Origin of the sequence: Flavobacterium sp. UW10123 (genome assembly GCF_040538975.1) — a bacterium.
In the GTDB taxonomy this organism is placed as follows: Bacteria; Bacteroidota; Bacteroidia; order Flavobacteriales; family Flavobacteriaceae; genus Flavobacterium.
The window spans coordinates 89,388-115,464 of record NZ_JBEWQE010000001.1; the positions used below are offsets into that span (position 1 = coordinate 89,388).

Sequence of the window (26,077 nt, forward strand, 5' to 3'; positions counted from 1 at the left end):
TGTCTTTTTTTTAAATTGTAAAAAGCTTATCCTAACAGGTTTTAAAAACCTGTTAGGTATTATATCAATCCTGCAAAGTTTCCAAAACCTTGTAAGTCTCCTAAATATTTACATTCAACATACCTACAAGGTTTTGGAAACCTTGCAGGAAATCGAATTAAAATTAAATTCTACTCGCTATGAAAAACCATCATTTCTATAAATTAATTTTACTCGTTCTATTGTTTTCCGCTTCCGCGAAAGCGCAAATCCAAAAAGTAGAGCCGCCATTTTGGTATGCCGGAATGAAAAACTCGGAACTGCAGATTATGTTCTACGGAAAAAATATTGCACAATACGAAGCTTCAGTTTCTAATAATGTTGTGATTAAAAACGTTGAGAAAACAGAAAATCCAAATTACCTTTTCGTAACAATCGACACAAAATATGTCAAAGCTTCTGAGTTAGTTTTCTCTTTCAAAAACAAAAATAAAGTTGCTTTTACTCAGAAATATGCGCTTAAAGAAAGAAGAGCCAATTCTGCCGACAGAAAAAGCTACGATGCATCTGATTTGATTTATCTAATCATGCCAGATCGTTTTGCAAACGGAAATCCTAAAAACGACAGCAATGCTTCTTTAACTGAAAAAGGAAACCGTCAAGATCCAAGCGGACGTCACGGAGGAGATATTGAAGGAATCATCAAAAACTTAGATTATATTTCGTCTCTTGGTGCAACCACAATTTGGAGCACGCCTTTATGCGAAGACAACGACAAACAGCATTCGTATCATACTTACGGACAATCTGATGTGTACAAAATTGATCCTCGTTACGGAACGAATGACGATTACGCACGCCTATCTGCAGAAATGCACAAAAAGAATATGAAATTGGTTATGGATTATGTGACGAATCACTGGGGAATTACACACTGGATGATGAAAGATATTCCAACTAAAACTTGGTTCAATCAATTTGAAAATTTCACACAAACACATCATCGTCGTGAAGTAATTACAGATATTCACGCTTCAAAAATCGATCAGGAAGTTTGTATTGATGGATGGTTTGTGCCTTCAATGCCAGATTTAAATTTAAGGAATCCATTAGTTGCAAAATATTTAACTCAAAACGCTATCTGGTGGATCGAATTTGCAAATCTTGATGGATTTAGAGTAGATACTTATAACTATTCAGATAAAACTGCGATGGCAAATTGGGCAAAATCTATTACAGATGAATACCCAAACTTTAATATTGTGGGTGAAATCTGGATGCACAATCAGGCGAATTTAGCTTTTTGGCAGAAAGACAGTAAAATTGGTGCGATTGAAAACTACAATTCAAATCTTCCGAGTGTGATGGATTTTACGCTTCAAAGTCAGATTACTTCTGCTTTCAGTGAAGATGAACCAAACTGGGACAGCGGATTGATTAAATTCTACAACAATTTTGCAATGGATTTTTTATATCCAAACACCAATAATATTTTAGTTTTTGCCGAAAATCATGACACTGATCGTATGAACGAAAAGTTCAAATACGATATACCAAAATACAAACTAGCCATGACTTTATTGGCAACCGTTCGCGGAATTCCACAGATTTACTACGGTTCAGAAATTGGAATGGGCGGTGATAAAGGAAAAGGCGGAGATGCCGATATTCGTCAGGATTTCCCAGGCGGATGGGCTGGCGACAAAAACAATGCTTTTACTAAAGAAGGAAGAACTGCTCAACAAGCTGCTTTCTTTGATTTCTCTTCAAAATTATTCAACTGGAGAAAAACAAACGAAGCGGTTCATTTCGGTAAAATGACGCATTATATTCCAGAAAATAACACGTATGTATATTTCAGATATACTGATGCTAAAACCGTAATGGTCGTTTTCAACAACAATGCAAAAGAACAAGTTGTAAAAACAGCTCGTTTCAAAGAAAGCATCAAAAACTACAAATCAGGAAAAGATGTTATTACAGGAAAAACATTCGATTTAGCTTCTGAAATTACTTTAGAACCAAAATCAGCTTTAGTTTTAGAATTGGAATAAAGCTTAACCGCAAAGTTCGCAGTATTTTTTTGCCACAGATTATAGAGATTAGCACAGATTTGTTAGCCACGAATTACACGAATCTCCACAAATTTAAATATGATATATTAATTCGTGGAGATTCGTGTAATTCGTGGCAAAAGAAAAAAATCATTTTAATCTGTGTAATCTGTGGCTATTTTTTTCAACACAATCCATCCTAAAATATTCTAAAATAATGAAAAAATACACTTTCCTTTTTTTATCTTTAGTATTCATAATTACGGGTTGTTCTGGCTCAAAATCAGTTACAATGAATGATACTTCAAAAACACCTTTCGTTTGGGAAGGAGCAAATGTTTATTTTTTACTTACAGATCGTTTTTACAACGGAGATACTTCCAACGACGTCAATTTTAACCGAACCAAAACGCCTGGTAAACTCCGCGGATTTGAAGGCGGTGACATCATCGGAATCACAAAAAAAATCGAATCAGGATATTTTGAAAAATTAGGAATCAATGCCATTTGGCTTACGCCGATTGTCGAGCAGATTCATGATGGCGTTGACGAAGGAACTGGACTGAGTTACGGTTTTCACGGTTATTGGGCAAAAGATTGGACAGCTCTTGATCCAAACTTCGGTACAAAAGAAGATTTAGCCAATATGGTTAAAAAAGCACACGAAAAAGGCATCAGAATAATTCTTGACGGAGTTATCAATCATACAGGACCTGTAACTCCAGAAGATCCCGTTTGGCCTTCCGACTGGGTAAGAACTGGCGTTGTCTGCGATTACAAATCTTTCGAAAATACAACGATGTGTACGTTGGTTGATAATCTTCCAGACATAAGAACAGAAAGCATTCAGGAAGTTGAACTACCTCCTTTCTTAATTGAAAAATGGAAAAAAGAAGGCCGTTACGAAAAAGAAATTACTTCGTTGGATGAATTTTTCAAAAGAACCAATTATCCTAAAACACCTAAATATTACATTATAAAATGGCTTACCGATTATATTCTGGAATTCGGAATTGATGGTTACAGAGGAGATACAGTAAAGCATACTAACGAAAATGTTTGGGCAGACTTTAAAAAAGAATGTGAATACGCCTTTGAAACCTGGAAAAAACATCATCCTTTACAAGTTCTAGATCAAAATCCGTTTTATACCATCGCCGAAGTTTACGGTTACGGAATTAGCGGCGGACAGGATTATGATTTTGGAGATCGAAAAGTAAATTATTTTCAGAATGGTTTCAACAGCATGATCAATTTTGAGTTTAAATGGAATGCTGCGCAAAACGATTATGAAGGTTTATTTTCTAAATATTCGAATGCGTTAAACAATGATTTAAAAGGCTATTCTGTTCTTAATTACATGTCTTCACACGACGATGGGCAACCTTTTGATGCCAATAGAACCAAAAGCATCGAAACAGCCAACAAACTATTACTTTCTCCGGGAATGTCTCAAATTTATTATGGCGACGAATCGGCGAGATCTTTAGTTGTTGAAGGTACACAAGGCGATGCAACTTTACGTTCGAACATGAATTGGAACGATATTCAGAACAATCCTGAAACACAAAAAACGCTTTTACACTGGCAGAAATTAGGGCAATTTAGAAGAAATCATCCTGCTGTTGGTGCTGGTGTTCACAAACTGATTAATCCGTATCCTTATACTTTTTCCAGAACATTTACTCAAGGCTCTTTTACTGATAAAGTTGTTATGGGATTAGATTTACCAAAAGGCCGAAAAGAGCTTCCTGTTGGCGACGTCTTCCCAAACGGAACAAAACTAAAAGATACTTACTCGAATCAAGAAGTTGAGGTTATTGATGGAAAAGTAATTATTGACAATGATTTTGATATTGTTTTATTGGAGAAGATTTAACCGCAAAGCACACAAAGAAATACGCAAGGTTCGCAAAAGTTTTTAGCCACAGATTATTAGGATTAACACAGATTTAAAAAAATCCTTTTAATCCTAATAATCTGTGGCTAACTTTTTTTATAATCCTTGTGTCCTTTGCGTAAAACTTTGCGACCTTTGCGGTTAAACTCACAACAAATGCTAAAAATTGGACATCGCGGTGCAAAAGCCTACGAACCTGAAAACACCTTACAAGCTTTCCAAAAAGCCTTAGACCTAAATTCAGACGGAATAGAACTCGATGTTCATTTGAGTTCTGATGGACATATAATCGTAATTCATGACGAAACCATCGAAAGAACCACTAACGGAAAAGGCTTAGTAAATGATTTTACTTTAGCAGAATTAAAATTATTTTTAATTGATGGAAAATACCAAATTCCAACTTTAAACGAAGTTTTTGATTTGGTCGATAAAAAATGCTTAATCAACATCGAATTAAAAGGTTTAGGAACCGCTCCTAAAGTTGTGGCATTAATTGAGGAATACATTGCAGAAAAAGGCTGGAAATACAAGGATTTTATCATTTCAAGTTTCGATTGGAATATGTTAGAAGAAACATCAAATCTAAATCCCAAAATTCCAATCGGTGTTTTAACCGAAGAAAATATAAATACCGCTTTAGCTTTCGCCGAAAAAATAAAAGCAAAAGCCATTCATCCTGATTTTCAATTATTGAATGCGGAAAATGTCAACGAAATGCAGAAAAAAGGTTTTCTAGTTTTACCATGGACAGTAAACTCAGAAGAAGATATTCAAAAAGTAAAAAGTTATCAAGTAAACGGAATTATCTCTGATAATCCAGATAAAATATAATATTAGCCACAGATTAAAAGGATTAACACAGATTTGTTTGACACTAATTTCACGAATTGACACTAATTTAAAAATGAATAAATTAATTCGTGAAAATTAGTGCAATTCGTGGCTAAAGAAAAAATCCTTTAAATCTGTGTAATCTGTGGCAAAAAAAATTAGTGCCAATTAGTGTAATTCGTGGCAACTCAAAAAAATATGATCAAAAATTTCGACATCATTATCGTTGGCGGAGGCGCAGCCGGTTTTTTTACCGCAATTAATATTGCAGAGAAAAACCCGAAACTGAAAATCGCCATTTTAGAAAGAGGAAAAGAAGTTCTTTCCAAAGTTCGTGTTTCCGGAGGCGGACGATGCAACGTTACACACGCTTGTTTTGAACCAAACGAATTAGTAAAGTTTTATCCGCGAGGCGAAAAAGAACTTCGTGGACCTTTTCATCAATTTTGTTCTGGCGATACAATCGAATGGTTCGAAAAACATGGCGTTGAATTAAAAATTGAAGAAGACGGCAGAATGTTTCCGGTTTCAAATTCATCACAAACCATAATTGATTGTTTCCTTAAAGCAACTGAAAAATTAGGCATAGAAGTCTTGACAGGACAAAGCGTACAATCTATTTTCAAAAAAGAAAATCATTGGAAAATAGATACTCAAACAGATAATTATGCTGCCGAAAAATTAGTAATGGCAACGGGAAGCAATCCTAAAATATGGGAAATGCTTCAGGAACACGGACATGCCATCGTCAGCCCTGTCCCTTCCCTATTTACTTTCAATATCAAAGATTCGAGAATTAAAGAATTGCCTGGCGTTGCGGCTCAAGTTACGGTTCATGTAAAAGATACCAAACTAGAATCGACAGGGCCATTATTGATTACGCATTGGGGAATGAGCGGTCCCGCAATTTTAAAGCTTTCGGCTTGGGGCGCACGAATTCTGCATGATAAAAATTATCAGTTTACCATTTTTGTGAATTGGTTAAATGATGTTGATTTTGAAGATGCCGAAAAAATCCTAAAAGACTTAAAACAGGAACACGCTAAAAAAGCCGTTTCTAAAAAATCCCCTTTTGATTTTCCAAACCGTTTGTGGGAAAGTCTGGTTTTGGCTTCAGGAATTGATGCAGAAACCAAATGGGCAGATTTATCAAAAATTCAATTACAGAATCTGGCTTCACAACTCACAAAAGCTGAATTTAAAGTCAATGGAAAAAGTACTTTCAAAGAAGAATTTGTAACCGCTGGCGGAATCGATTTAAAGGAAATCAATTTCAAAACCATGGAAAGCAAAATTCATGAAAACCTGTATTTTGCTGGCGAAATTGTAAACATAGACGCTATTACCGGCGGATTTAATTTTCAGAATGCCTGGACAAGCGGGTTTATTCTGGCTCAAAATATTTAATGAAAAATGAAATTTAAAGGAATTATTTTTGATTTAGACGGAACTTTGGTCAACTCATTACACGACATTTCAGATGCGATGAACAAAGTGCTTACTGCTCTAAATTATCCAACTCATACTTACGACACTTATCAATATTTTATTGGAAGCGGTTTACGAAATCTGGTAAGCAAAGCATTGCCAGCAACAAACAATTCTGATGATGAAATCGAAAGTTGTTTTGAATGTATGGTCGATGAATACACTAAAATCTGCACGCTGAAAACAAAACCATACGATGGAATTGTTGAGTTGTTAGAAAAACTGACTTCACAAAATATCAAAATGGCTGTTTTCTCCAATAAAGCCGATGAGTTAACAAAGAAAATAGCTCATGAACTATTTCCACAGCAATTCGATACAGCGGTTGGTTTGAGCACAGAAGAACTTAAAAAACCAAATCCGTTTGAAGCGATTGAAATAAGTAAAAAGTGGAATTTAAAACCAGAAGAAATCCTTTTTGTCGGCGATTCTGATATTGATATGAAAACGGCTGTAAATGCTAATATGTTTCCTGTTGGTGTTACTTGGGGCTATAGAACCGAAGAAGAATTGAAAGCCAGCGGTGCAAAAACGGTTATTAATACTGCTTCGGAACTGATTGCTATTTTATAAAATCATGAATCCTTCTTTAAAAAAACAAATACTATCAATCGCTTCGTTTTCTGAAAATGAAATCGAAAAGATTGATTCTTGTTTTGAATATGAAAAATTTACTGCTAAAGAATTCCTTTCTGAAATGGGAAAAACTAGCAACAAGATTTTCTTTATTGTCGAAGGTCTTGCTCGTGTTTATTATTTAAAAGACGGAAAAGAAATCACCACTTATTTAAGCTGTGATAACGGTTTTATTGCTTCATATTCCAGTTTTATAAACCAATCTATTTCTTTTGAAAATATTCAGTGTATTGAAGACTGTGAAATGTTTTCGATCTCTTTCGAAAAAATGCAATTTTTGTATAATGAAATCCCAAATTGGGAACGAGTTGGAAGAATTCTCGCCGAACAAAATTACATTTGCATGGCCGACAGAGTTTTAAAACTGCAAATGATTCCAGCTAAAGAAAAATATCAGACTTTTTTAGCTTCGGCTCCAGCCAAAATAATTCAGCGAACACCTTTAATTTACATAGCTTCTTTTCTCGGAATTACTCCAGAATCGTTGAGCAGAATTCGCCAAGACATTTCTTAACATTTATCAAGTGGATTGAAAAACGGAATTCAAATCTTTGTCAAAATAAAATTTGAAAAAGATGAAGAATATTGCCAAAGACGTTTACCAGATTCCTTTGTTTCCAAGAAATGCCATTAATTGTTATTTGATCGAAGATGTCTTAATTGATGCAGGAATTAGAACTTCTTTTAATAAAATATTAAAATCAGTAAAAGACAAATCTGTTACAAAACACGCGTTGACGCACGCTCATGCCGATCATCAAGGAAGCAGTAAAATTATCTGCGAAGCACTCAAGATTCCGCTTTTGTGCAGTGAACCCGAAAAAGAATTCGCCGAGAACGGAAACGTAATTACAGAATACCCAAATCCGAAACATTTCATCTCAAAATTTCAGAAAAACTTTTGGGCAGGAAAAGGGCATTCGGTTTCTCAGACTTTAAAAGAAAATGATCAAATTGGCGGATTTACGGTTATCGAAACTCCAGGACATTCAAGAGGTCATTTATCTTTTTTCAGAGAAAAAGATGGTGTTTTAATTGTTGGCGATGTGATGACCAATATGAATTTGCTTACTACAAAAGTTGGTTTGCATGAACCACCACATTTATTCACCGCTAATAAAGAATCAAACAGAAAATCCATTCTAAAACTAGCTTCCCTAAAACCAAAAATACTTTGTTTTGGTCACGGACCTGTTTTAATCAATAATGGTGAACTGGAAAAAATTGTTCAAACCATAAAATAGATTATTAACAAGAATTTACATGTTCTGTAAGTTTTCGTTAAGACTATTCTAATAATTTTACTCTCAACTAATTAATCCTATATGAGAGTAAAATTACTTACCACAATTTCTATTTTCACCTATCAGCTTAGTATTTCTCAAAATGAAAAATTATTAAACGGAAAAGTTCTTTCACAGAATATTCCGCTCAATAATGTCGAAGTAATTAATAAAACAGCCAAAACCAGTACAAGAACAAACGAACTTGGCGAATTTTCGATTCTGGTGCACGTACAAGACAGTTTGCTGTTTTTCTCTAAAGATTACTTTTTTAAAAGGCTAAAAATTTCTCAGGAAAATATAGATCAGAACAATATTATTGTAAATATGATTCTAAAACCTGAAGAATTGGATGAAGTTTTAATAACAAATATCAAATTTCCTAAAGTTGGACAAGCCGACGAGAATTCCACTATTGTGCCAATGGGGCCAATATCTACAGGTGTTTACAACGGAACTATCGCAAATGGAATGGATTTAGTCGCTATTTTCAATTTGTTTAGAGGAAAAAGAAAAAAAGAGCAATTTAAGTTCAAGGAATTGGATTTCAAAAAATTAGCCGAAGCAACTGTTCCATTAGATTTCTTTACAAATGATTTGAAAATAAAGCCCGAAGAAAAAGAACTGTTTTTACAATTTTGTGATGCTGATCCACAAGCTAAAGTTCTCGTACAACAGAAAAATTTACTTTACACAATGGATTTTCTGCATACTAAAAACAAAGAGTTTCAAAAACTAAATTCAGGAATTAAAAACTAAAAGTCATTAGATGAAAGTAAAATTACTTACTACAATTTCTTTTTTAACTTATCAGCTTAGTATTTCTCAAACAGAAAAATTACTTTACGGAAAAGTCCTTTCTCAAAATAACATTCTATCAAATGTTGAAGTCATAAATAAAACTGCCAAAACAAGCAGCAGAACAAATGAATTTGGCGAGTTTTCAATTTTAGCAAAAGAGCAAGACAGTTTATTGTTTTTTTCAAAGGATTACTTATTTACAAGATTGAAACTAACTTTAAAAGATCTACAAAAAAGCTATCTCATTGTTGAGATGACTCCAAAAGCTGAAGAATTGGAGAATGTTACAGTTTCTAGATCTGTTTTTAATAAAAATGATATTCAAAAAATTGCCAATAATAAGGAAAAAATAAATGAAATTAAAAATCGCAAACAATTTGATGAAGTAACTTCAAAAGTGACAGTTTATGACGGGAGGATCAAAAATGGATTAAATTTCAGCTACCCTATTTTTGATAAACCGAAGAAAAAAATTGAACCTCTCGACGATCGTTTTAAGAAACTTGTCATTGCTTCTTGCCCTCCTGATTTTTTCATCAACAATTTAAAAATAAAACCCGAAGAAAAAGAAATTTTCTTAAAATTTTGTATTGCTGATCCAAAATCTAACACTCTTTTAGAAAAGTCAAATAATTTCGAATTGATAGACTTTCTATATACAAAAAATGAAGAGTTTAAGAAGCTGGAATAGCTAAACTTGAACAAAGAAAAACGTGAAACTAAAATTTTACTTATTCAACCACCAAATACTAGCATTCAAAACAGTAGCAAATCCAACCCAAGCTAAATATGGAATCAATAAATAACCTGCTATTTTATTGATTTTGATGAATTTTAAATACGTTTCATAAATCATAAGCCATAAAAGCACAATTTCAATTAAAGCTAACATCGGATTTTTTAATCCGAAGAACAAATATGACCAAATGGCATTCAATGTCAATTGAATCAAAAAGAAAACTAAAGCTTTTTTAACTTCTTCAGTCTGCACTTTTATTCTGTCCCAAACCAACGCAGCTGCAATTGCCATTAAAATATAAATCACAGTCCAAACGGGCATAAAAACCCAATTCGGCGGATTAAAAACGGGTTTTTCTAGCATTACATACCAAGTTTCAATACTTGGTTTTGTAACCACTCCCGCAGAATATCCAACTGTTAAACAAATTACTAAAGCTATAGCGATTTTTACGAACTTATTCATGGCATCAAATTTTGAATTCAAAAATAGTCAAAAGAAAAGTTTAAACCATATAAGTTATATAAGTTCATTTGAAGGATTTAATTCTGTGTCATCCTGAGCGGAGTCGAGGCTTATGAATTAGAAAAGGCTTCGACTCCGCTCAGGATGACAATTATCTCAAAGTTCATTTTTAGTAAACCATGCTTATAATTTCTTATATAACTTACATGCTGGAAAAATGAAAAAGTTATCTTTGCCAAAATTTTATAATTCATGTTAACAGCGGCCGATTTTATACCAAATCCATATACTTCAACAATCGAAAACGGAAACTTTGAATGGAGCGCTCCGAGCAACATTGCCTTAGTGAAATACTGGGGAAAAAAAGAAAACCAGATTCCAGCAAATCCTTCTGTTAGTTTTACTTTAAACAACTGTAAAACAATTACAAAATTAGGTTTTGAAAAAAGAGACGCTTCGACTCCACTTAGCGGAACAAATGATTTTTCTTTTGATTTGCTTTTTGAAGGAAAACCAAAAGAAGATTTCAAACCAAAGATTCAGAAGTTTTTGGAAAGAGTTGAGGTTTATCTGCCGTTTTTAAAGGATTATCATTTTACAATTGATACTCAGAATACATTTCCGCACAGTTCGGGAATTGCTTCTTCGGCTTCTGGAATGGCTGCTTTAGCAATGAATTTTATGAGTTTAGAGAAATTGCTGAACCCAGAAATGACTGACGAGTATTTTCATCAAAAAGCTTCATTTCTAGCGCGTTTAGGTTCTGGAAGTGCTTGCCGAAGCGTAAAAGGAAATGTAGTAGTTTGGGGAAATCAGTCAAATATCGAAGGAAGCACTGATTTATTTGGAGTGGAATTTCCATATACAATTCATGAAAATTTCAAGAATTATCAAGATACTATTTTATTGGTTGATAAAGGCGAAAAACAAGTTTCTAGCACGGTTGGACATGATTTAATGCACAATCACCCGTACGCAGAAAGACGTTTTGCTCAAGCGCACGAAAATCTAGATAAATTGATTGCCATTTTTGAGAGTGGAAATTTAGACGAATTCATCAAAGTTGTAGAAAGTGAAGCGTTGACTTTGCATGCCATGATGATGACATCTATGCCTTATTTCATTTTAATGAAACCAAATACGCTGCAAATCATAAATGCAATTTGGAAATTCAGAACTGAAACCCAGATTCCAGTATGTTTTACGCTTGATGCTGGAGCAAATGTGCATGTATTATATCCTGAAAACGTTAGCGAAAAAGTACTTCAATTTATTCAGGGCGAATTAGTTGTATTTTGTCAGAATAGTCAATACATTTGCGACAAAATTGGACACGGTGCGGTTGCATTATAATTTTCCGTATCTTTAATATTTAAAATATCCTTTATTAGGTAATTGTATGAATACTGCTGCTATAAAACTTTATGATTTGTTTAGAAAAGAACTTAATCTTGATGAGAGTAAGGCTAAAGAGTTTGTTGAAGCAATTGATAGAACTATCAGTGAAGAAATAAGACAAGATAAAAACGAAATTGCCACTAAAGATATTGTAAAAAAAGAAATCACAGAAGCTAAAAATGACATGATAAAATGGTTCGTTGGATTATTTTTTGCTTTAGCCATGATGATTATCGGATTATACATAAAAGGCTAATATAAATACAAAACTAAATTTTCTCTATAAATTAAAGAAAGACATAAAATAAATCATGAAAGGACCACTATTTTACTCAAAAATATTACTCTTTGGAGAATACGGAATTATCCGAGACTCTAAAGGACTTTCTATTCCTTATAATTTTTACAATGGCGCTTTAAAAAAATCCGAAGAGCCTACAGAAGAAGCTATTGCTTCTAACAGAAGTTTAAGAAGTTTTGCTTCTTATCTTGAAGTACTACATACACAGCAACCAGAATTGGTTACTTTCGATTTAGAAACTTTAAAAAATGACGTTGAAACTGGAATGTATTTCGATTCTAGTATTCCGCAAGGATATGGCGTTGGAAGCAGCGGTGCGCTTGTTGCGGCTATTTATGACAAATACGCTACAAACAAAATTACTGTTCTAGAGAATCTAACTCGCGAAAAATTATTACACTTAAAAAATATATTCTCTCAAATGGAAAGCTTTTTCCACGGAAAAAGTTCTGGTTTAGATCCTTTAAACAGTTATTTGAGCATTCCAATCTTAATCAATTCAAAAGACAATATTGAAGCAACTGGAATTCCTACTCAAAGTTTTGACGGAAAAGGTGCTGTATTTTTGTTAGACTCAGGAATTGTTGGAGAAACAGCTCCAATGGTTAGCATTTTTATGGAAAACTTAAAAGATAAAGGTTTCCGTGCGATGCTTAAAAACCAGTTTGTAAAATATACAGATGCCTGCGTAGAAAACTTCTTGCATGGCGATATGAAATCTTTGTTTACCAATACCAAAAAACTTTCTAAAGTTGTTCTAAATCACTTTAAACCAATGATTCCGGAACAATTTCATGGAATCTGGCAACACGGAATTGACTCTAATGATTATTACTTGAAGCTTTGCGGTTCTGGCGGAGGAGGTTATATCCTTGGTTTTACTGAAGATTTAGAACGTGCAAAAGCAGCTTTAAAAGATTATAAGCTAGAAGTAGTTTACCAATTCTAAATATAAATCCCATAAAAACAGATAATTATTTGAATACACTTTCCTAATTTTAATCCTAAAAAAAGTTACTAAATATGAAGAGTATTTTAAAAATCATCAAAGCAACTTTTTTAGGAGGACTTGTATTTTTAGTGCCGCTTATCGTTTTGCTAATTGTTTTAGAAAAAGGATATGGCATTATTCAAAAAACGACACTTCCACTCGTAAGTACCTTACCTAATGTAAGTGTTTTAGGACTTGCAATTCAAGAACTTATCGGAATATTAATCATAGTTCTCATTTGTCTAGTAGCAGGATTATTGGCAAAAACTGCGAACGCAAAAAAACTGGTTGAAAGATTAGAAGACGGCATTTTGAGCTTCGTCCCAGGATACTCATTTATGAAAAACATGAATGAAAACATATTGGGTTTAGAATCTAAAGACGATTTAAAAGTAATTTTAGTTCCTACTGACGCAGGTTTGCAATTTGCTTTTTTAATTGAACAAGTCAGTGATGAGAAATTTACAGTCTTCATACCAGATGCTCCAAATCCGTGGAGCGGATCTGTGGTTTTTGTCGATAAAAAAGATATTACAGAAATTGATATTACGCAAAAACAAGCTTTGGCTTGTATTAGAAAACTAGGCTACGGTTCTAAAGAATTGTTAAAAAACAAACTCTAAATTTTTGAATTAAAAAATATCTTTTAACTTCCCTCATATAATCCAACAAACCAAACTTTATGTTAAGCAGACAAAATAAACTTTTAATAATGAAAATTGTTAGTTTGTTCTCTGTGGTTAGGGGTTATAACATTCCAATAATAGTTTTAGCACAATATTTATCGGCTATTTTTATTCTAGCTCCAGAAATTAGAGCACTAGACATTTTGCTTGATTTTCACTTGTTTTTAATTGTTTTTGCCTCGGCTATTACAATTGCTTCTGGGTATATCATCAATAATTTTTATGACAGTCAGAAAGATTTAATTAATCGTCCAAATAAATCGATGCTGGATCGCTTGGTTAGTCAGAAAACTAAATTGAACGTTTATTTCAGTTTGAATTTTCTTGCTGTTCTAATGGCTTTTATAGTTTCCTGGAGAGCTTTCCTGTTCTTTTCGGGTTATATTTTTATGATTTGGTTTTATTCGCATAAAATTAAAAAGTATCCAATTATTGGAAATTTAATGTCTGCGTTACTTGCTGTCACACCTTTTTTTGCCATTTTACTTTATTTCTATAATAAGATTTCGTTTGAAGAAATTGAGAATCACATGAGTCATTTTGTAGTGATTTCGGCTCATGCAGTTTTCTTGTTTTTACTTTTACTAATTCGCGAAATGATTAAAGATCTTGAAAATTTAAAAGGTGATCTAGTAACTGATTACAGAACAATTCCTGTTTTATATGGCGAGAAAATCTCGAAACAAGTCATTACAGCTTTAACTATTTTGACCATTGTGCCGGTTTATGTTTTGGTCAATATACATGACGTTGGTTATATGGACATCTATTTTTATGTGTGTTTTGGGGTACTGCTTTTTTTCCTGATTTATTTATGGCAATCAAATTCTAAAGAACAGTTTTTAAGACTTCATAATGTTTTAAAATTCCTGATTGTTTCTGGCGTTTTCTGTATCGTCCTAATTAATCCTAGTGTTTTATGGCACGGAAAGGAATTGATTTCTAATTACTAAAGTCTTTTTAGTTTTCTAGCAGATTTATCAGATTTTTTCTTTTGTATAACTATCGGGATTGCTAATCTATGTGCAATAACAATCTTTAAAAGAAGCCAATTGTTTGATTTTAGCCCCGACTGAAGTGGAAATCTTTTTATTTTTTTCTTTAAAAAATAAAAAATTGGGAACGGAAGACGGGAAACTATGTCTCAAAAAAAAGCCAATTGTATTGCTCCTGAACATCTTAAAATAAAGCGCTATTAATCTAAGAACATTGAACTTAAGATTTATTAGCAGGAAAAAACTATCTTTGCACAAATTAATGATTCTATGAACAACAAGGAAGGCAACAATAAAAGAGGCGGATCGAGACCAAACAGCTCACGATCAAACTCTAACAAGCCAAAACCTCCTATGGCTAAGCGCGCGCAAGGGCCTAAAAAAGTAAAACCTGAAGTTAAAGCTGCTCAGGAAGCTGCTGCTGAAAAATTCAGAAAACAAAACCAGCCGGCAAAGAGACAAAAGGCTTCAGATGAAATTCGTCTGAATAAATACATCTCTAATTCTGGTGTTTGTTCTCGTCGTGACGCCGACATTTATATTCAGTCTGGAAACGTTAAAGTTAACGGTACTGTAGTTACAGAAATGGGTTATTTGGTAAAACTAAATGATGTTGTAAACTTTGACGGTGTTACGCTAACTCCTGAAAAGAAAGAATATATTTTATTGAATAAGCCTAAAAACTTTACAACTGCCTTTGATGAAGGCCAGGAATATCGTAACGTTCTAGAACTTGTTCGTGGTGCTACAAATGCAAAAATTGCTGCTGTCGGAAGAATGGACAAGAATACAACTGGTTTGCTATTGTTTACTAACGATACTGATATGATTCGTAAATTTACATTACCGAATCAAAAATCGTCTAAGATCTATCAAGTTTCTTTAGACAAAAACTTAAAATTTGAAGATTTAGAAAAAATCAGCAAAGGTCTTGTTCTTGACGGACACCGCGTTTTTGTTGAAGAAGTAAGCTATATCGATAATGAGCCAAAAAGCGAAGTTGGCCTTAAACTGCGTACTGCTAACGTAAAAGTGGTGCGTTCTATTTTTGAATCTTTCGAGTATAATGTATTACGAATTGATCGTGTTTCATTTGCTGGACTGACCAAAAAGAATCTTCCTCGCGGAAACTGGCGCTTTTTGACCGATCAAGAAATTATCAATTTGAAAAACGTGTAATTGTTTTTCAAATTTTAAATCATACTGAATCCTGTTTTCTCGAAAATGGGATTTTTTATTTTTAAAAACTAAAGAAATTATGTCCGAAAAGGGTAAAAATAGATCTTCCGATAGATTGGTTTTTGTCTTCTACTGTCTCGTAATTTGAAAAACCTAGGATGATTTTGATTCCGGGCGGAATGCTGTTTAAAATATCTCTTTTTTGATCTTCTAAAAGGAGTTTTAAACTTTCTATTAATTGCAGATTATATCTTAAGTAAGACATTACAAGTAGTGCAGAAAAGTTAAGTATTTCTCTGGCTGTTTCGCTTTTAATTCCAACTTCGTTGGAAACCATTTCTGAAATTCTGCCTTTTTTATTGGAAAATAATTCTTTAAGCAGTATGTTTCCTTCTAAACGGTAACAGTCGTCGACTGATAAAATCCTGCCTGCATTAAAATCTACTTCTTGATAAAAAGTGGAATCTTCTTGAATTAATGAAACAATTTCAGAATAAAAATCAGATTCTTCGGCTTTGTTGTAGAGTCCCATTAAAATTGTGCCGATCGAGACGTCTATTCCCTTGATTAAAAGTGCATCATTCTCAAAATAAAACTTGTTTAACTTGGAGACAACATTAGAAGAAATAAAGCGTCTAAGTTCAATTTGTAGGTTTGGGGTCATACTCATAACTTAAAAAATGATTATTTATACTTATTTAAAATAACCGATAAAGTGAGGCTTTTCATCGATTATCGTGATAAAAATATAAAATATTTTAACATTTCCAAAAATTAAGTTAAAAATTTAGGTAGTCGATTTTCAAGCATTTAGCCCTAAAAAATAAGGAAATGAGTAAATATAAAGCTTGGCGTAGTTATAAGATACGAAAATTATTTTTAAAATTTTAAGAGTTTTTTTCAAAAAACAAAAAATATAAGAAAAAGCTTAAAGTCAAAAATACCATTTAGAAAATTAATGCTCTATTTTGCCAAAGGATAGTCAAAAAAATCCCGAGATAAATAACTGAAAAAAAGAAGTTCACAAAACTCGAAGCTAAGAATCCGAGAACAGAACCGGTAGCCGCTTTTATTGCGCGTTTATGATTTTGAGAATCGTATAATAACTCGCCAATAAGCGCGCCTACAAACGGCCCAATAATAACTCCAAACGGAATTGGCGCCAGGATCCCGACAATTAAACCAATATTGGTCCCCCAAACTCCATAGGAACTTCCTCCAAACTTTTGGGTTCCTTTAGACGGAATTATATAATCTAAAATTGTGATTATCACCATCAATACAAATGTGATTCCTAAAATCCAATAATTGTTTTCTACCGCTTTTGTCAGATACAATAACAACAACCCTACCCAGCAGCTCGATAATCCAGGCAAAACGGGAAGAAAACTCCCGAAAACACCAACGATTACGCATATAAATCCGAGTAGCACTAAAAGTAAATCCATATCATTTTGTAAATTTGTTTTTACAAATTACTACTTTATTTTTTTCTTTACAAACCCTAAAATATGTATCTTTAAAGTATAAAGATTCGTAAGCATCAGAAAGCTTCACAAAAAAATAATCCGTATTTTTGTTCATTCATTCAATTTTAAAACTTTGAGGCAGTTTTTCCCTTTTTTTATTTGTATTCTTTTTAGTTCTTGTCAATATTTTGAGAAGCAGGTTCCGTCTGAAAAAGAATTACTTCAAAAAGAGTTAAAATCGATCAACTGGAAAGAAGTTGATGAATATCCTTCTGTTCCTAATTGCGAAAAAATTGCCGATAAAAAACTTCGTCAGCAATGTTTTTTTGAAGTCATGTCAAGCCTTATCCAAGAAAAACTAAACGTAGATACTCTATCTATATTATACCCAGAATTGGACACGATCGAAGTAAAAGTAACTGTTTTTCCAAATTCAACCATGAAGTTTGAGCCTCAGTTCCCTAAAGATTCTGTAGCGTATGACACCATAAAAATTGACAGTATTCTTCATGCGCGTCTAGTAGATTTCCCAAAAGTAAATCCTGCCATAAAACGAGGTATTCCGGTAAAAACACAATTTATTTTGCCTGTTATTCTAAAAGCAAAAGACGAGAAATAGTTTTATAAGGAGCTAATTCCTGCTGTCCGCTATATCTTTTGCTTTTTAAAGAAAAAAGCAAAAGGATATCGCTCCCATCAGGGCTAAGGCACTCTATTTTAAAAGAAATTATTTTTTAAACTGACGATCTTTCCATTCATAAGAACCAAACAAACTATAAAGGGCAACAGTCGAACTAAAAAACGGATACAGCAAACTACTCAGTAAAAGGCTTTTTATTCTGGTTTTAGTCAAAAATTGATTCGTTATTGAAAGTAAAACATAATCAATTACAAACTTAGAAAAAGCAAAAAGCACAAAAATCGGATAAGACCAGAGTCCGAAAATCATAAAGAGAAATCCAATTACAAAACTCAAATTTCCGAAGAAAACAATTAAACCCAAAAATTTGCCAAAAGTGCTTCTATACGAACTTGTTTTGGCCGCCCAACGCACTCTTTGATGAAATAATGCTTTCCAATTTTCGGTTGGCTTCGTTGTAACAATTGTTTCATCGGCTTTTAAATAATGAACTTCATCAGGAAACTTTTCAATTGCTTTCTGCAATAAAAAAACATCATCTCCGCTAGCGATTTTGTCGTTTCCTTCGAAGCCATTCAAACTTTCAAAAAGTGATTTAGTGTAAGTAAAATTAGCTCCGTTGCACATAAAACCTTTATTCAAACCAAAACTTCCAATTGTTGCGCCTTGCAAACTCGTTAAATCTAATTGCTGGAAATGATCTAAAAATGAGTTTTCACATTGATAAGTTACAGCGCCTGCTAGCATTGAAACTTTATTCTGCCGAATATAATTATCAAATGTCAAAAGCCAATTTTCAGGAACAATACAATCGGCATCTGTTGTGATAACCCAATCTGTTTTTACGTGCTGCATTGCCGCTGTAATCGCGTCTTTTTTGGGAGAATTTGAAACCCGAATATTATCTATTTGCGAAATGTGAAATGTGAAATGTGAGACTTGAAATTTTTCATCTGAGTTATCGTCTACTAGAATTACTTCAAATAAATCTTTTGGATAATTTAAATTCGAAAAACTCTCCAAAAGTACAGGCAGGTTTTCTTCTTCATTCCGAAACGGGACTATAATTGTAAAACTGGTCTTCGGCTCTAAATCTGCTTTTCGATATTTTTTCACTTTGAAAAAACCATAAATCAGCAAAGAAATACTGAAAATATAAATGGTTAATATTGTGAACAATCCAAAAATCATTCTGCAGTTTTGGTTTTAAAATTCAGCACAAAATAGCTTCCTAAAACAACTGGCAATACTACATTCAAAAACCACATTAAAGTGCTGATGAAAATCACAATCCATTCGTTTACACCCAAAATTCCGAAGAAATAAATCGCAACACTTCCTTTTACCGCAAAATCTAAAAACTGAAATGTTGGCAATGAAGAAGCCAAAAAATAAACTGATGTAATGGCCGCCATTAAAGTTAAATAAGGCAAATCGACATCAAATCCTAAAAACAAAAAGTAATATTGATGCGAAAAAACCAAATAGCGGCAAATTCCCAAAAAGATATTTTTCTGATGAATTGATTTTGGAATTTCATTGATTTTATGAATCAATTTTTCGATTGAATATCCTTTTACTTTTATCTTTTTAATGGAGAATAATAGAATCAAAATCAGTACAAATCCACCAAAGAGAATCAAGACTGTTTTAGTTGTAATTACATTAAACTCCGTATTAAAATACAATAGTCCGAAAATCCCAAAAATGATTGTTAGAATCATTTGGATTCCGTTGCAGATTAAGTTTAAGAAAACCACTCTTTTGGCTTCAGATTTCGGGTAATACAGCGCTTTTCCTGCGTATTCTCCTACTCCATTTGGCGTAAAAATTCCTGCTGTCAATGCTGCTAAAACCTGTTTTGTGGCTTCATAAACTGATATTTTATGAATAACCTGAGCCAGATTCTGCCATTTCAAAATCTCGAAATAACGGTTCAAAACACTCAAAAGAAGAATAAACGAAATCCCTAAAACCGATTGATTTTTCTTGAACAGAACAATAAACTTCTGCCAGTCTAGTTTGTCGTTGTTAGCCAACTGATTATAAATAAAATAAAATGCACCGCCAACAATTAAAAGTTTGGCCAGAAGAACTAGGAATTGCTTAGCTTTGTGAGGAATTGAAATCATGCCGCAAAAGTAATCAAATGTGGCAATTAGGAAGTTAGAAAATGAGTCAATTTTCTAAACTTGAAACCTTAAACTTGAAACTACAATCTCTTGACACAAGAACGCATCATATTAGGTATTGACCCGGGAACCACAATCATGGGTTTTGGATTGATTAAAGTAACCAATAAAAAAATGGAATTTCTGCAATTGAATGAATTACAGCTTTCCAAATACGATAATCATTACCAAAAACTAAGAATCATTTTTGAAAGAACCATTGAATTAATCGAAACACATTGTCCAGACGAGATTGCAATTGAAGCGCCTTTCTTTGGCAAAAATGTGCAATCGATGCTAAAATTGGGACGCGCTCAAGGCGTTGCTATGGCAGCAGGACTTTCGAGAGGAATTCCGATTACAGAATATGAACCTAAGAAGATAAAAATGGCGATTACCGGAAACGGAAATGCCAGCAAAGAACAAGTTGCGAAAATGCTGCAACAACTTTTAGGTTTAAAAGAATTACCTAAAAATCTGGATTCTACAGACGGTTTGGCAGCAGCGGTTTGTCATCACTTTAATTCTGGAAAAGTTGTGGCTGGAAAGAGTTATTCTGGCTGGGATGCTTTTGTAAAACAGAACGAGGATAAAATTAGAAAATGAGATAATTATTTCTTTTCGGTCTAATAATCATTATCTAATTATCAAATTGACACATTACCTAATTAAAAAATGAGCGGCATCTATATTCACATACCTTTCTGCAAGCAGGCTTGCCACTATTGTGACTTTCATTTTTCGACTTCGATGAAAAAGAAAGACGAAATGGTTTTGGCTTTGTCCAAAGAAATTGGCATGCGAAAAAACGAGTTTGTTAATGAGATAGTAGAAACCATCTATTTTGGTGGCGGAACTCCTTCGGTTCTGTCAAATGAAGAAATCAACTTTTTAATTTCAGAAGTTTATAAAAACTATAAAGTTGTAGAAAATCCTGAAATCACGCTGGAAGCTAATCCAGATGATTTGTCTGCCGAAAGAATTCTAGAATTATCTCAAAGTCCAATAAATCGTCTCAGCATCGGAATTCAGTCTTTTTATGAAGATGATTTGAAGATGATGAATCGCGCTCATAATTCGGCGGAAGCCAAAAAATGTCTTGAAGAAGCAACAAAATATTTCGACAATATTTCACTCGATTTAATTTACGGAATTCCTGGATTGAGCGACGAAATGTGGAAACATAATATCCAGACCGCTTTAGATTTCGGCATTCCGCATATTTCGAGTTATGCTTTAACGGTTGAACCGAAAACGGCTTTGAGTAAATTAATTCAAACTGGAAAAATCGCTGAACCACAAGACGAAGTGGCTTCAAATCATTTTATGATTTTAGTTGAAATGCTTCAGAAAAATGGTTTTATTCACTACGAATTATCGAATTTCGGAAAAGAAAATTATTTCTCTAAAAACAATTCGGCTTATTGGTTAGGCAAAAAATATATCGGAATTGGTCCTTCGGCGCATAGTTATGATGGTGAAAAAAGAGGGTGGAATATTGCGAATAATTCATTGTATTTAAAAGCAATTCAAAACGATGAACTTCCTATTGAAACCGAAATACTAACCATTTCAGATCGTTATAATGAATATATTATGACAGGATTGCGAACCATTTGGGGCGTTTCTTTAGAAAGAATTGAAAAGGAATTTGGTTCAGAATATCTCAATTATTTATTAGAACAATCTCAAAAGTTCTTAAACGACGATTTGCTTTCGATCGAAAACAACATTTTAAAACCAACCATTAAAGGAAAATTTTTAACGGATGGAATTGCTTCAGATTTATTTTATCTAAATTTGGATGAATAAAAATTAGCCACGAAGGCACAAAGGCTCAAATTTATTAAACTTTGTGACTTAGCGTCTTTGCGGCATAAAATCCAAATTTGTGTTAGCAAAAATCAACAACTTCGAAATCGACTTATCAAAACCCATTGATATCTCCATTCCATTAACCAATACAGATGAAAACCCAATTGCCTGGTACATCGAAAAACCAGTAATTGAACCCGTAGTTTTTGGTGATTGGATTGGAAAAGTTTCTGAAGGAAAATCATCTACGAATTTCAATAATATCCTTTTTAATCCGCATGGGCATGGAACGCATACGGAATGTTTGGGACATATTACAAATGATTTTTACAGTATCAATCAGTCGTTGAAACAGTTTTTCTTTTTTGCTAAATTGATTACTATTGAACCTGAAAAAATTGGGAAAGATTTTGTGATTACAAAAGAACAGATTTCGTCTTTACTAAATACAAAATCAGAAGCTTTAATCATTAGAACACTTCCGAATTCGAAAGACAAAAAATCTACAAAATATTCGAATACCAATCCGCCATATTTGTCTGAAGATGCCGCGATTTTCATCCGCGAAAGCGAAATTCAACATTTATTGATTGATTTGCCAAGTGTGGACAAAGAACACGACGAAGGCAAATTATTGGCTCACAAAGCATTTTGGAATGTAAAAGACACACACGAGGTAAATCCAGACGCAAGATTTAATGCCACAATTACAGAAATGATTTACGTTCCAGACGAAATTGAAGATGGAGATTACATACTAAATCTTCAAATTGCTTCGTTTGAAAATGACGCAAGTCCAAGCAAACCAATTTTATATAAGATTTAAAAGGTTGCCACGACCCGAGCGATAGCGAACAGGCGAAGCAATTACACTAATTTGCACTAATTTCTTTTTTTTATTTTGCCACAGATTAAAAAGATTTGCACAGATTTAATCATTTTTAATCCTTTAATCTGTGGCAAAAAATAATTCATAAAAATTTGTGTAGTTAGTGGCAAAAAAACTAAACAATATGATTAGTGTTTCAACAGATAAAACCAAACTCGACGTTCCGTTCATACAGAACTTTTTAAAAGACATTTATTGGGCTGCGGGGCGAACTATGGAAGAAGTTCAACGCACGATTGATGCTTCGGTTTGTTTCGGAATTTATTTGGATGACAAACAAATTGGTTTTGCACGTGTCATAACCGATTACGTCGTTTTTGCTTATTTAATGGATGTTTTTATTGATGAAAAATATCGCGGAAAAGGATATTCTTCCATTTTAATTGATGCAATGATGAAGGAACCAGAATTGCAAGAGGTAAAAATCTGGCGATTGGCAACAACCGATGCACACTTTTTATATGAAAAATTCGGATTCACAAAACTGAATCATCCTGAAAAGATGATGGAAAAAATAGACAAATGAAAACAGTCTTAAAACTTGAGGAAGCCGCTTTGTTTTTTCTCGGAATATTTCTCTTTAACCGCTTAAATTATGAATGGTGGTGGTTTCTGGTTTTAATTTTAGCACCCGATTTATCAATGATTGGATATGTCTTTGGAAATAAAATTGGTGCTTTGGCTTATAATATCTTTCATCATAAAGGAATCGCACTTTTAATTTATGCCATCGGATGTTATTTAAGTATTGAAATTATTCAATTAACAGGAATTATTTTATTTTCGCATTCGGCAATGGATCGTGTTTTTGGTTACGGATTGAAATATGAAAAAGGTTTTAAGTATACACATTTGGGTGAAATTGGTAAATAATCAGTTATGAATTTAGAAACGTTTTACGAATATTGTCTTTCTAAAAAAGGAGTCAGCGAGCATTTTCCTTTTGATGAAGACACTCTGGTTTTTAAGGTTGGCGGCAAAATGTTTGCCTTGTCTTCTTTATCGCAATGGGAAAAAAACGAGCAATCGGTAAATTTAAAATGCGATCCAGACCGCGCGCAGGAACTGAGAGCCGAATATGACGAAATTCAACCTGGATATCACATGAGCAAAGTGCATTGGAACACGGTTTCCTTAAACGGAAATTTACCTTTAAAATTTGTCAAGGAATTGATTGACCATTCGTATGAATTGGTTTTCAAAAGTTTGACAAAGAAAATTCAGAATGAAATTACTGACTCGAGGTAAAATTTTTTACCGAACTGGCGAAGCAATTAGAAAATTAGGCATTACATTTGCACGGTAAGTTCAAAACTTAAAAACCCAAATCAGTTTGCAAATTAGCAATTTATAGAATCATGAAAGAACAATTTAAAAAATTTCTGAACGAAGAACAAGATCCAAAAGCGATTGAAAAAATCACTTCGAAACTTAACGATTTATTGATGAAAGGCGAAGAAGTTGGATATATCGCAGTGCAAAAAAAGCCTGCAATTACTGTTTTTCCAGATAGTATTGTATTAACAAACAAACGTATCATTATCTGTAAACCTAAAAACTTAGGTCTTTCTATGGATTTTACAGATTACACTTGGGATGATATCGCAAGCACTTTTGTAAAAGAAAACATTTTGGGTTCTGAGTTTTCATTTGGAACAAAAACAGATTTAGCTGTTTCTATTGATTATATTCCGAAAATTCAGGCTAGAAAAATTTATACTTACGCTAAAGAGCAATTGGATTTATTGAAAAATCCTGTTCAGACTGCAACGCCAGTTCAAGAAACTGCTGAACCTGTTTTTGAAGAAGAAGCGGAAGAAGAAATCGAAGAAGTAGAAACTGAAGAAGTAACAAGCTTTGCTGAGATTTTACCTGCAGCGCCAGTAGTTACAGAAACTTATGAACCGCTTCCAACGCAACCAGCAGGAGAGCGTAAATTAAGCGATTTGTCTAAAGAAGAGCTTTTTGATAAATTACAGAACTACAAAAAACTTCTTGATAATGGTTTGATCATGCAGGGAGAATATGATGCTTATAAAAAAGAGATTTTAAGTTATATGTAAGTCTTAAAGTCGAAAGTCTTAAAGTTTTCTTCTCTTTATAAATAAAAAAGCCAGAAATAGAGTTTCTATTTCTGGCTTTATCTTTTTAAGTCTGTAATGTTGACTTTATGACTTTTGACTTTCCAACTTTAGACTAAAGCGTAGCCTTTTGCTTTTCTACAAATTTATGCGACTGTAATTCCAGTAGTTCTTTTGCATTCTTTCGCTGTAAATCAAATAAGCCTTTGTCTTCGGCGATATCAGCATATACTCTGTCGTGCATTTCGGCGCTGGTTTTCACTAATAAATCACGCTGGTATTTGTTTTGTGCCAAAGTTGCTTTCATCGCAGTTTCAGCTTCTTCCTGTTTGAAATCAAATTCCCCTTTTGGCGCTAATAATTTTGCAATAATTGGTGATGTTTCGATCGCTAGAAACAAAAGCATGATAAAAAATGAAGGAAGCCAAGGCAGTTTATTCAACGCATTAATACGCGCCATTAATCCGTCGAAACCTTCTATGATAGGCTGGGTCTGCGAAACTTTTTTGTCTAAATCGGCTTGAAGCTGTACGCCTGCTTTTTCTTTTTCGGCAATTTTAGCTTCGTTGGTCTTTTTAAGCGTTTCGAATTCTTTTAAAGCTGCATCGTGTTTTTCGCGTTTTTCTTTATAAACTGGACCTTTTCCTAATTTTTTAGTTCCGGCAGTTCCTTCAGCTTCGGTAATATAAACCGAATACAAATCGTTTACTTCTTTTTCTTTCTTTACAATATCAGCTTTTAAAGCTACAATCTCAGCTTTATTTTTATCTAAATCCGTTTTGAAATAAGTTCCAATTTGTTTCTTGTTAGCCAATTCCATTTCGTTTTTCTCTTTCAACAAAACGGTATTGATTTCTTTTTCAAAGATTTTAATTTCTAAAGGTTTTGAAATTACAATTGCTATGATAATTGCCAATGCAATACGAGGAGTTGCTTGAAGAAATTCGTCCAGAAAACGATCTCTTTTCTTAATTGTAGAAACAATAAAACGATCTAGATTAAAAATCAATAAACTCCATACAAATCCAAAAATCAAAGCAGGATAAATAGAATCGAAAACGGTAAAAAGCGCATAAGCGCTGGCCAAGAAAGCCATAACTGCTGTAAAGAATACGGTGGCGCCAATACCAACATATTTGGTTTGTTCGCCTTCTGAACAGTCTTTCAAGAGGTCACGGTCGGCTCCTGAACATAGGATAAAAAATTGTTTTAACATGATTGATGATTTTTGATTATGATGATACGGCAAATTTAACGCCAAATTTTCAAATACAATCAAAATA

The 26,077-nt window shown here is 33.3% G+C and carries 29 protein-coding genes; 23 read left to right on the top strand and 6 right to left on the bottom strand.

Going from position 1 to position 26,077, the window contains the following annotated elements; genetic code table 11:
- The first annotated feature begins 179 nt into the window (after positions 1-179).
- From ABXT06_RS00360 to ABXT06_RS00400, 9 genes are all read left to right on the top strand, one after another.
- The gene (locus ABXT06_RS00360) at positions 180-2,033 is read left to right on the top strand and encodes a glycoside hydrolase family 13 protein (RefSeq protein ID WP_354588974.1); all 1,854 of its coding nucleotides are present in this window, start codon (positions 180-182) and stop codon (positions 2,031-2,033) included.
- Between the two features lie 217 nt (positions 2,034-2,250).
- Complete coding sequence (locus ABXT06_RS00365) at positions 2,251-3,912, top strand: alpha-amylase family glycosyl hydrolase (RefSeq protein ID WP_354588975.1); 1,662 nt, start codon at positions 2,251-2,253, stop codon at positions 3,910-3,912.
- A gap of 177 nt (positions 3,913-4,089) precedes the next feature.
- Positions 4,090-4,767, top strand: a complete 678-nt coding sequence (locus tag ABXT06_RS00370; protein ID WP_354588976.1) for a glycerophosphodiester phosphodiesterase — start codon at positions 4,090-4,092, stop codon at positions 4,765-4,767.
- A gap of 198 nt (positions 4,768-4,965) precedes the next feature.
- Entirely contained in the window at positions 4,966-6,174 is a 1,209-nt protein-coding gene (locus ABXT06_RS00375) for a BaiN/RdsA family NAD(P)/FAD-dependent oxidoreductase (RefSeq protein ID WP_354588977.1), read from the top strand.
- A 6-nt stretch (positions 6,175-6,180) separates the two neighbouring features.
- The gene (locus ABXT06_RS00380) at positions 6,181-6,828 is read left to right on the top strand and encodes an HAD family hydrolase (RefSeq protein WP_354588978.1); all 648 of its coding nucleotides are present in this window, start codon (positions 6,181-6,183) and stop codon (positions 6,826-6,828) included.
- A gap of 4 nt (positions 6,829-6,832) precedes the next feature.
- Positions 6,833-7,405: a Crp/Fnr family transcriptional regulator gene (locus ABXT06_RS00385; protein ID WP_354588979.1), complete on the top strand. Its 573-nt coding sequence runs from the start codon at positions 6,833-6,835 to the stop codon at positions 7,403-7,405.
- A 61-nt stretch (positions 7,406-7,466) separates the two neighbouring features.
- On the top strand, positions 7,467-8,135 hold the full coding sequence (locus ABXT06_RS00390) for an MBL fold metallo-hydrolase (protein ID WP_354588980.1): 669 nt from the start codon (positions 7,467-7,469) through the stop codon (positions 8,133-8,135).
- 81 nt (positions 8,136-8,216) lie between these two features.
- Complete coding sequence (locus tag ABXT06_RS00395) at positions 8,217-8,933, top strand: BamP family beta-assembly machinery protein (RefSeq protein WP_354588981.1); 717 nt, start codon at positions 8,217-8,219, stop codon at positions 8,931-8,933.
- 10 nt (positions 8,934-8,943) lie between these two features.
- On the top strand, positions 8,944-9,666 hold the full coding sequence (locus ABXT06_RS00400) for a BamP family beta-assembly machinery protein (RefSeq protein ID WP_354588982.1): 723 nt from the start codon (positions 8,944-8,946) through the stop codon (positions 9,664-9,666).
- Positions 9,667-9,702: 36 nt separating this feature from the next.
- Here the strand turns inward: ABXT06_RS00400 and ABXT06_RS00405 are convergent, their stop codons facing one another.
- Complete coding sequence (locus ABXT06_RS00405) at positions 9,703-10,179, bottom strand: TspO/MBR family protein (protein WP_354588983.1); 477 nt, start codon at positions 10,177-10,179, stop codon at positions 9,703-9,705.
- Between the two features lie 252 nt (positions 10,180-10,431).
- Between ABXT06_RS00405 and ABXT06_RS00410 the strand changes: the two genes are divergently transcribed.
- The 6 genes from ABXT06_RS00410 (at position 10,432) to ABXT06_RS00435 (ending at position 15,729) form a co-directional block, all read left to right on the top strand.
- Positions 10,432-11,532 carry a diphosphomevalonate decarboxylase gene (locus ABXT06_RS00410; RefSeq protein ID WP_354588984.1) on the top strand — a complete coding sequence of 367 codons (1,101 nt, stop codon included), beginning with the start codon at positions 10,432-10,434 and terminating at the stop codon, positions 11,530-11,532.
- Between the two features lie 46 nt (positions 11,533-11,578).
- Positions 11,579-11,833 (top strand): hypothetical protein, encoded by a 255-nt coding sequence (locus ABXT06_RS00415; RefSeq protein ID WP_354588985.1) that lies wholly within the window; start codon positions 11,579-11,581, stop codon positions 11,831-11,833.
- 55 nt (positions 11,834-11,888) lie between these two features.
- Positions 11,889-12,827, top strand: a complete 939-nt coding sequence (locus ABXT06_RS00420) for a mevalonate kinase family protein (protein WP_111367624.1) — start codon at positions 11,889-11,891, stop codon at positions 12,825-12,827.
- 74 nt (positions 12,828-12,901) lie between these two features.
- Entirely contained in the window at positions 12,902-13,492 is a 591-nt protein-coding gene (locus ABXT06_RS00425) for a DUF502 domain-containing protein (RefSeq protein WP_354588986.1), read from the top strand.
- 59 nt (positions 13,493-13,551) lie between these two features.
- Positions 13,552-14,508, top strand: coding sequence for a geranylgeranylglycerol-phosphate geranylgeranyltransferase (locus ABXT06_RS00430; RefSeq protein ID WP_354588987.1), 957 nt, complete (start codon positions 13,552-13,554; stop codon positions 14,506-14,508).
- Between the two features lie 312 nt (positions 14,509-14,820).
- Complete coding sequence (locus tag ABXT06_RS00435; RefSeq protein WP_129746083.1) at positions 14,821-15,729, top strand: pseudouridine synthase; 909 nt, start codon at positions 14,821-14,823, stop codon at positions 15,727-15,729.
- A 61-nt stretch (positions 15,730-15,790) separates the two neighbouring features.
- Here ABXT06_RS00435 and ABXT06_RS00440 read toward each other — a convergent pair whose 3' ends face one another.
- Both ABXT06_RS00440 and ABXT06_RS00445 read right to left on the bottom strand, forming a co-directional pair.
- On the bottom strand, positions 15,791-16,393 hold the full coding sequence (locus ABXT06_RS00440; RefSeq protein ID WP_201998940.1) for a DUF937 domain-containing protein: 603 nt from the start codon (positions 16,391-16,393) through the stop codon (positions 15,791-15,793).
- Between the two features lie 283 nt (positions 16,394-16,676).
- Positions 16,677-17,177: a DUF456 domain-containing protein gene (locus ABXT06_RS00445; RefSeq protein ID WP_354588988.1), complete on the bottom strand. Its 501-nt coding sequence runs from the start codon at positions 17,175-17,177 to the stop codon at positions 16,677-16,679.
- Between the two features lie 154 nt (positions 17,178-17,331).
- Here ABXT06_RS00445 and ABXT06_RS00450 point away from each other — a divergent pair, with 154 nt between their 5' ends.
- Positions 17,332-17,817: a hypothetical protein gene (locus tag ABXT06_RS00450; RefSeq protein WP_354588989.1), complete on the top strand. Its 486-nt coding sequence runs from the start codon at positions 17,332-17,334 to the stop codon at positions 17,815-17,817.
- A gap of 108 nt (positions 17,818-17,925) precedes the next feature.
- On the opposite strand, the gene ABXT06_RS00455 is transcribed toward ABXT06_RS00450, so the two are convergent.
- Positions 17,926-19,029 carry a glycosyltransferase family 2 protein gene (locus ABXT06_RS00455; RefSeq protein ID WP_354588990.1) on the bottom strand — a complete coding sequence of 368 codons (1,104 nt, stop codon included), beginning with the start codon at positions 19,027-19,029 and terminating at the stop codon, positions 17,926-17,928.
- Complete coding sequence (locus tag ABXT06_RS00460; protein ID WP_354588991.1) at positions 19,026-19,970, bottom strand: hypothetical protein; 945 nt, start codon at positions 19,968-19,970, stop codon at positions 19,026-19,028. Before ABXT06_RS00460 ends, ABXT06_RS00455 begins: the two co-directional genes overlap by 4 nt.
- Before the next feature lie 90 nt (positions 19,971-20,060).
- Here ABXT06_RS00460 and ruvC point away from each other — a divergent pair, with 90 nt between their 5' ends.
- The 7 genes from ruvC (at position 20,061) to ABXT06_RS00495 (ending at position 24,776) form a co-directional block, all read left to right on the top strand.
- A complete protein-coding gene (gene ruvC, locus ABXT06_RS00465) occupies positions 20,061-20,615 on the top strand; it encodes a crossover junction endodeoxyribonuclease RuvC (protein WP_354588992.1) in 555 nt (184 codons plus the stop codon).
- A gap of 69 nt (positions 20,616-20,684) precedes the next feature.
- A complete protein-coding gene (hemW, locus tag ABXT06_RS00470; RefSeq protein ID WP_354588993.1) occupies positions 20,685-21,821 on the top strand; it encodes a radical SAM family heme chaperone HemW in 1,137 nt (378 codons plus the stop codon).
- A 79-nt stretch (positions 21,822-21,900) separates the two neighbouring features.
- On the top strand, positions 21,901-22,650 hold the full coding sequence (locus ABXT06_RS00475) for a cyclase family protein (protein WP_354588994.1): 750 nt from the start codon (positions 21,901-21,903) through the stop codon (positions 22,648-22,650).
- Between the two features lie 187 nt (positions 22,651-22,837).
- Positions 22,838-23,239 (top strand): GNAT family N-acetyltransferase, encoded by a 402-nt coding sequence (locus ABXT06_RS00480; RefSeq protein WP_354588995.1) that lies wholly within the window; start codon positions 22,838-22,840, stop codon positions 23,237-23,239.
- On the top strand, positions 23,236-23,586 hold the full coding sequence (locus tag ABXT06_RS00485; protein ID WP_354588996.1) for a DUF4260 domain-containing protein: 351 nt from the start codon (positions 23,236-23,238) through the stop codon (positions 23,584-23,586). The genes ABXT06_RS00480 and ABXT06_RS00485 overlap by 4 nt, the downstream gene beginning before the upstream one ends.
- A 6-nt stretch (positions 23,587-23,592) precedes the next feature.
- Entirely contained in the window at positions 23,593-23,961 is a 369-nt protein-coding gene (locus ABXT06_RS00490) for an MmcQ/YjbR family DNA-binding protein (RefSeq protein ID WP_354588997.1), read from the top strand.
- Positions 23,962-24,071: 110 nt separating this feature from the next.
- Positions 24,072-24,776 (top strand): PH domain-containing protein, encoded by a 705-nt coding sequence (locus ABXT06_RS00495; protein WP_354588998.1) that lies wholly within the window; start codon positions 24,072-24,074, stop codon positions 24,774-24,776.
- A 133-nt stretch (positions 24,777-24,909) separates the two neighbouring features.
- Here the strand turns inward: ABXT06_RS00495 and ABXT06_RS00500 are convergent, their stop codons facing one another.
- Entirely contained in the window at positions 24,910-26,010 is a 1,101-nt protein-coding gene (locus ABXT06_RS00500) for a DUF4407 domain-containing protein (protein WP_354588999.1), read from the bottom strand.
- Positions 26,011-26,077 lie beyond the last annotated feature (67 nt).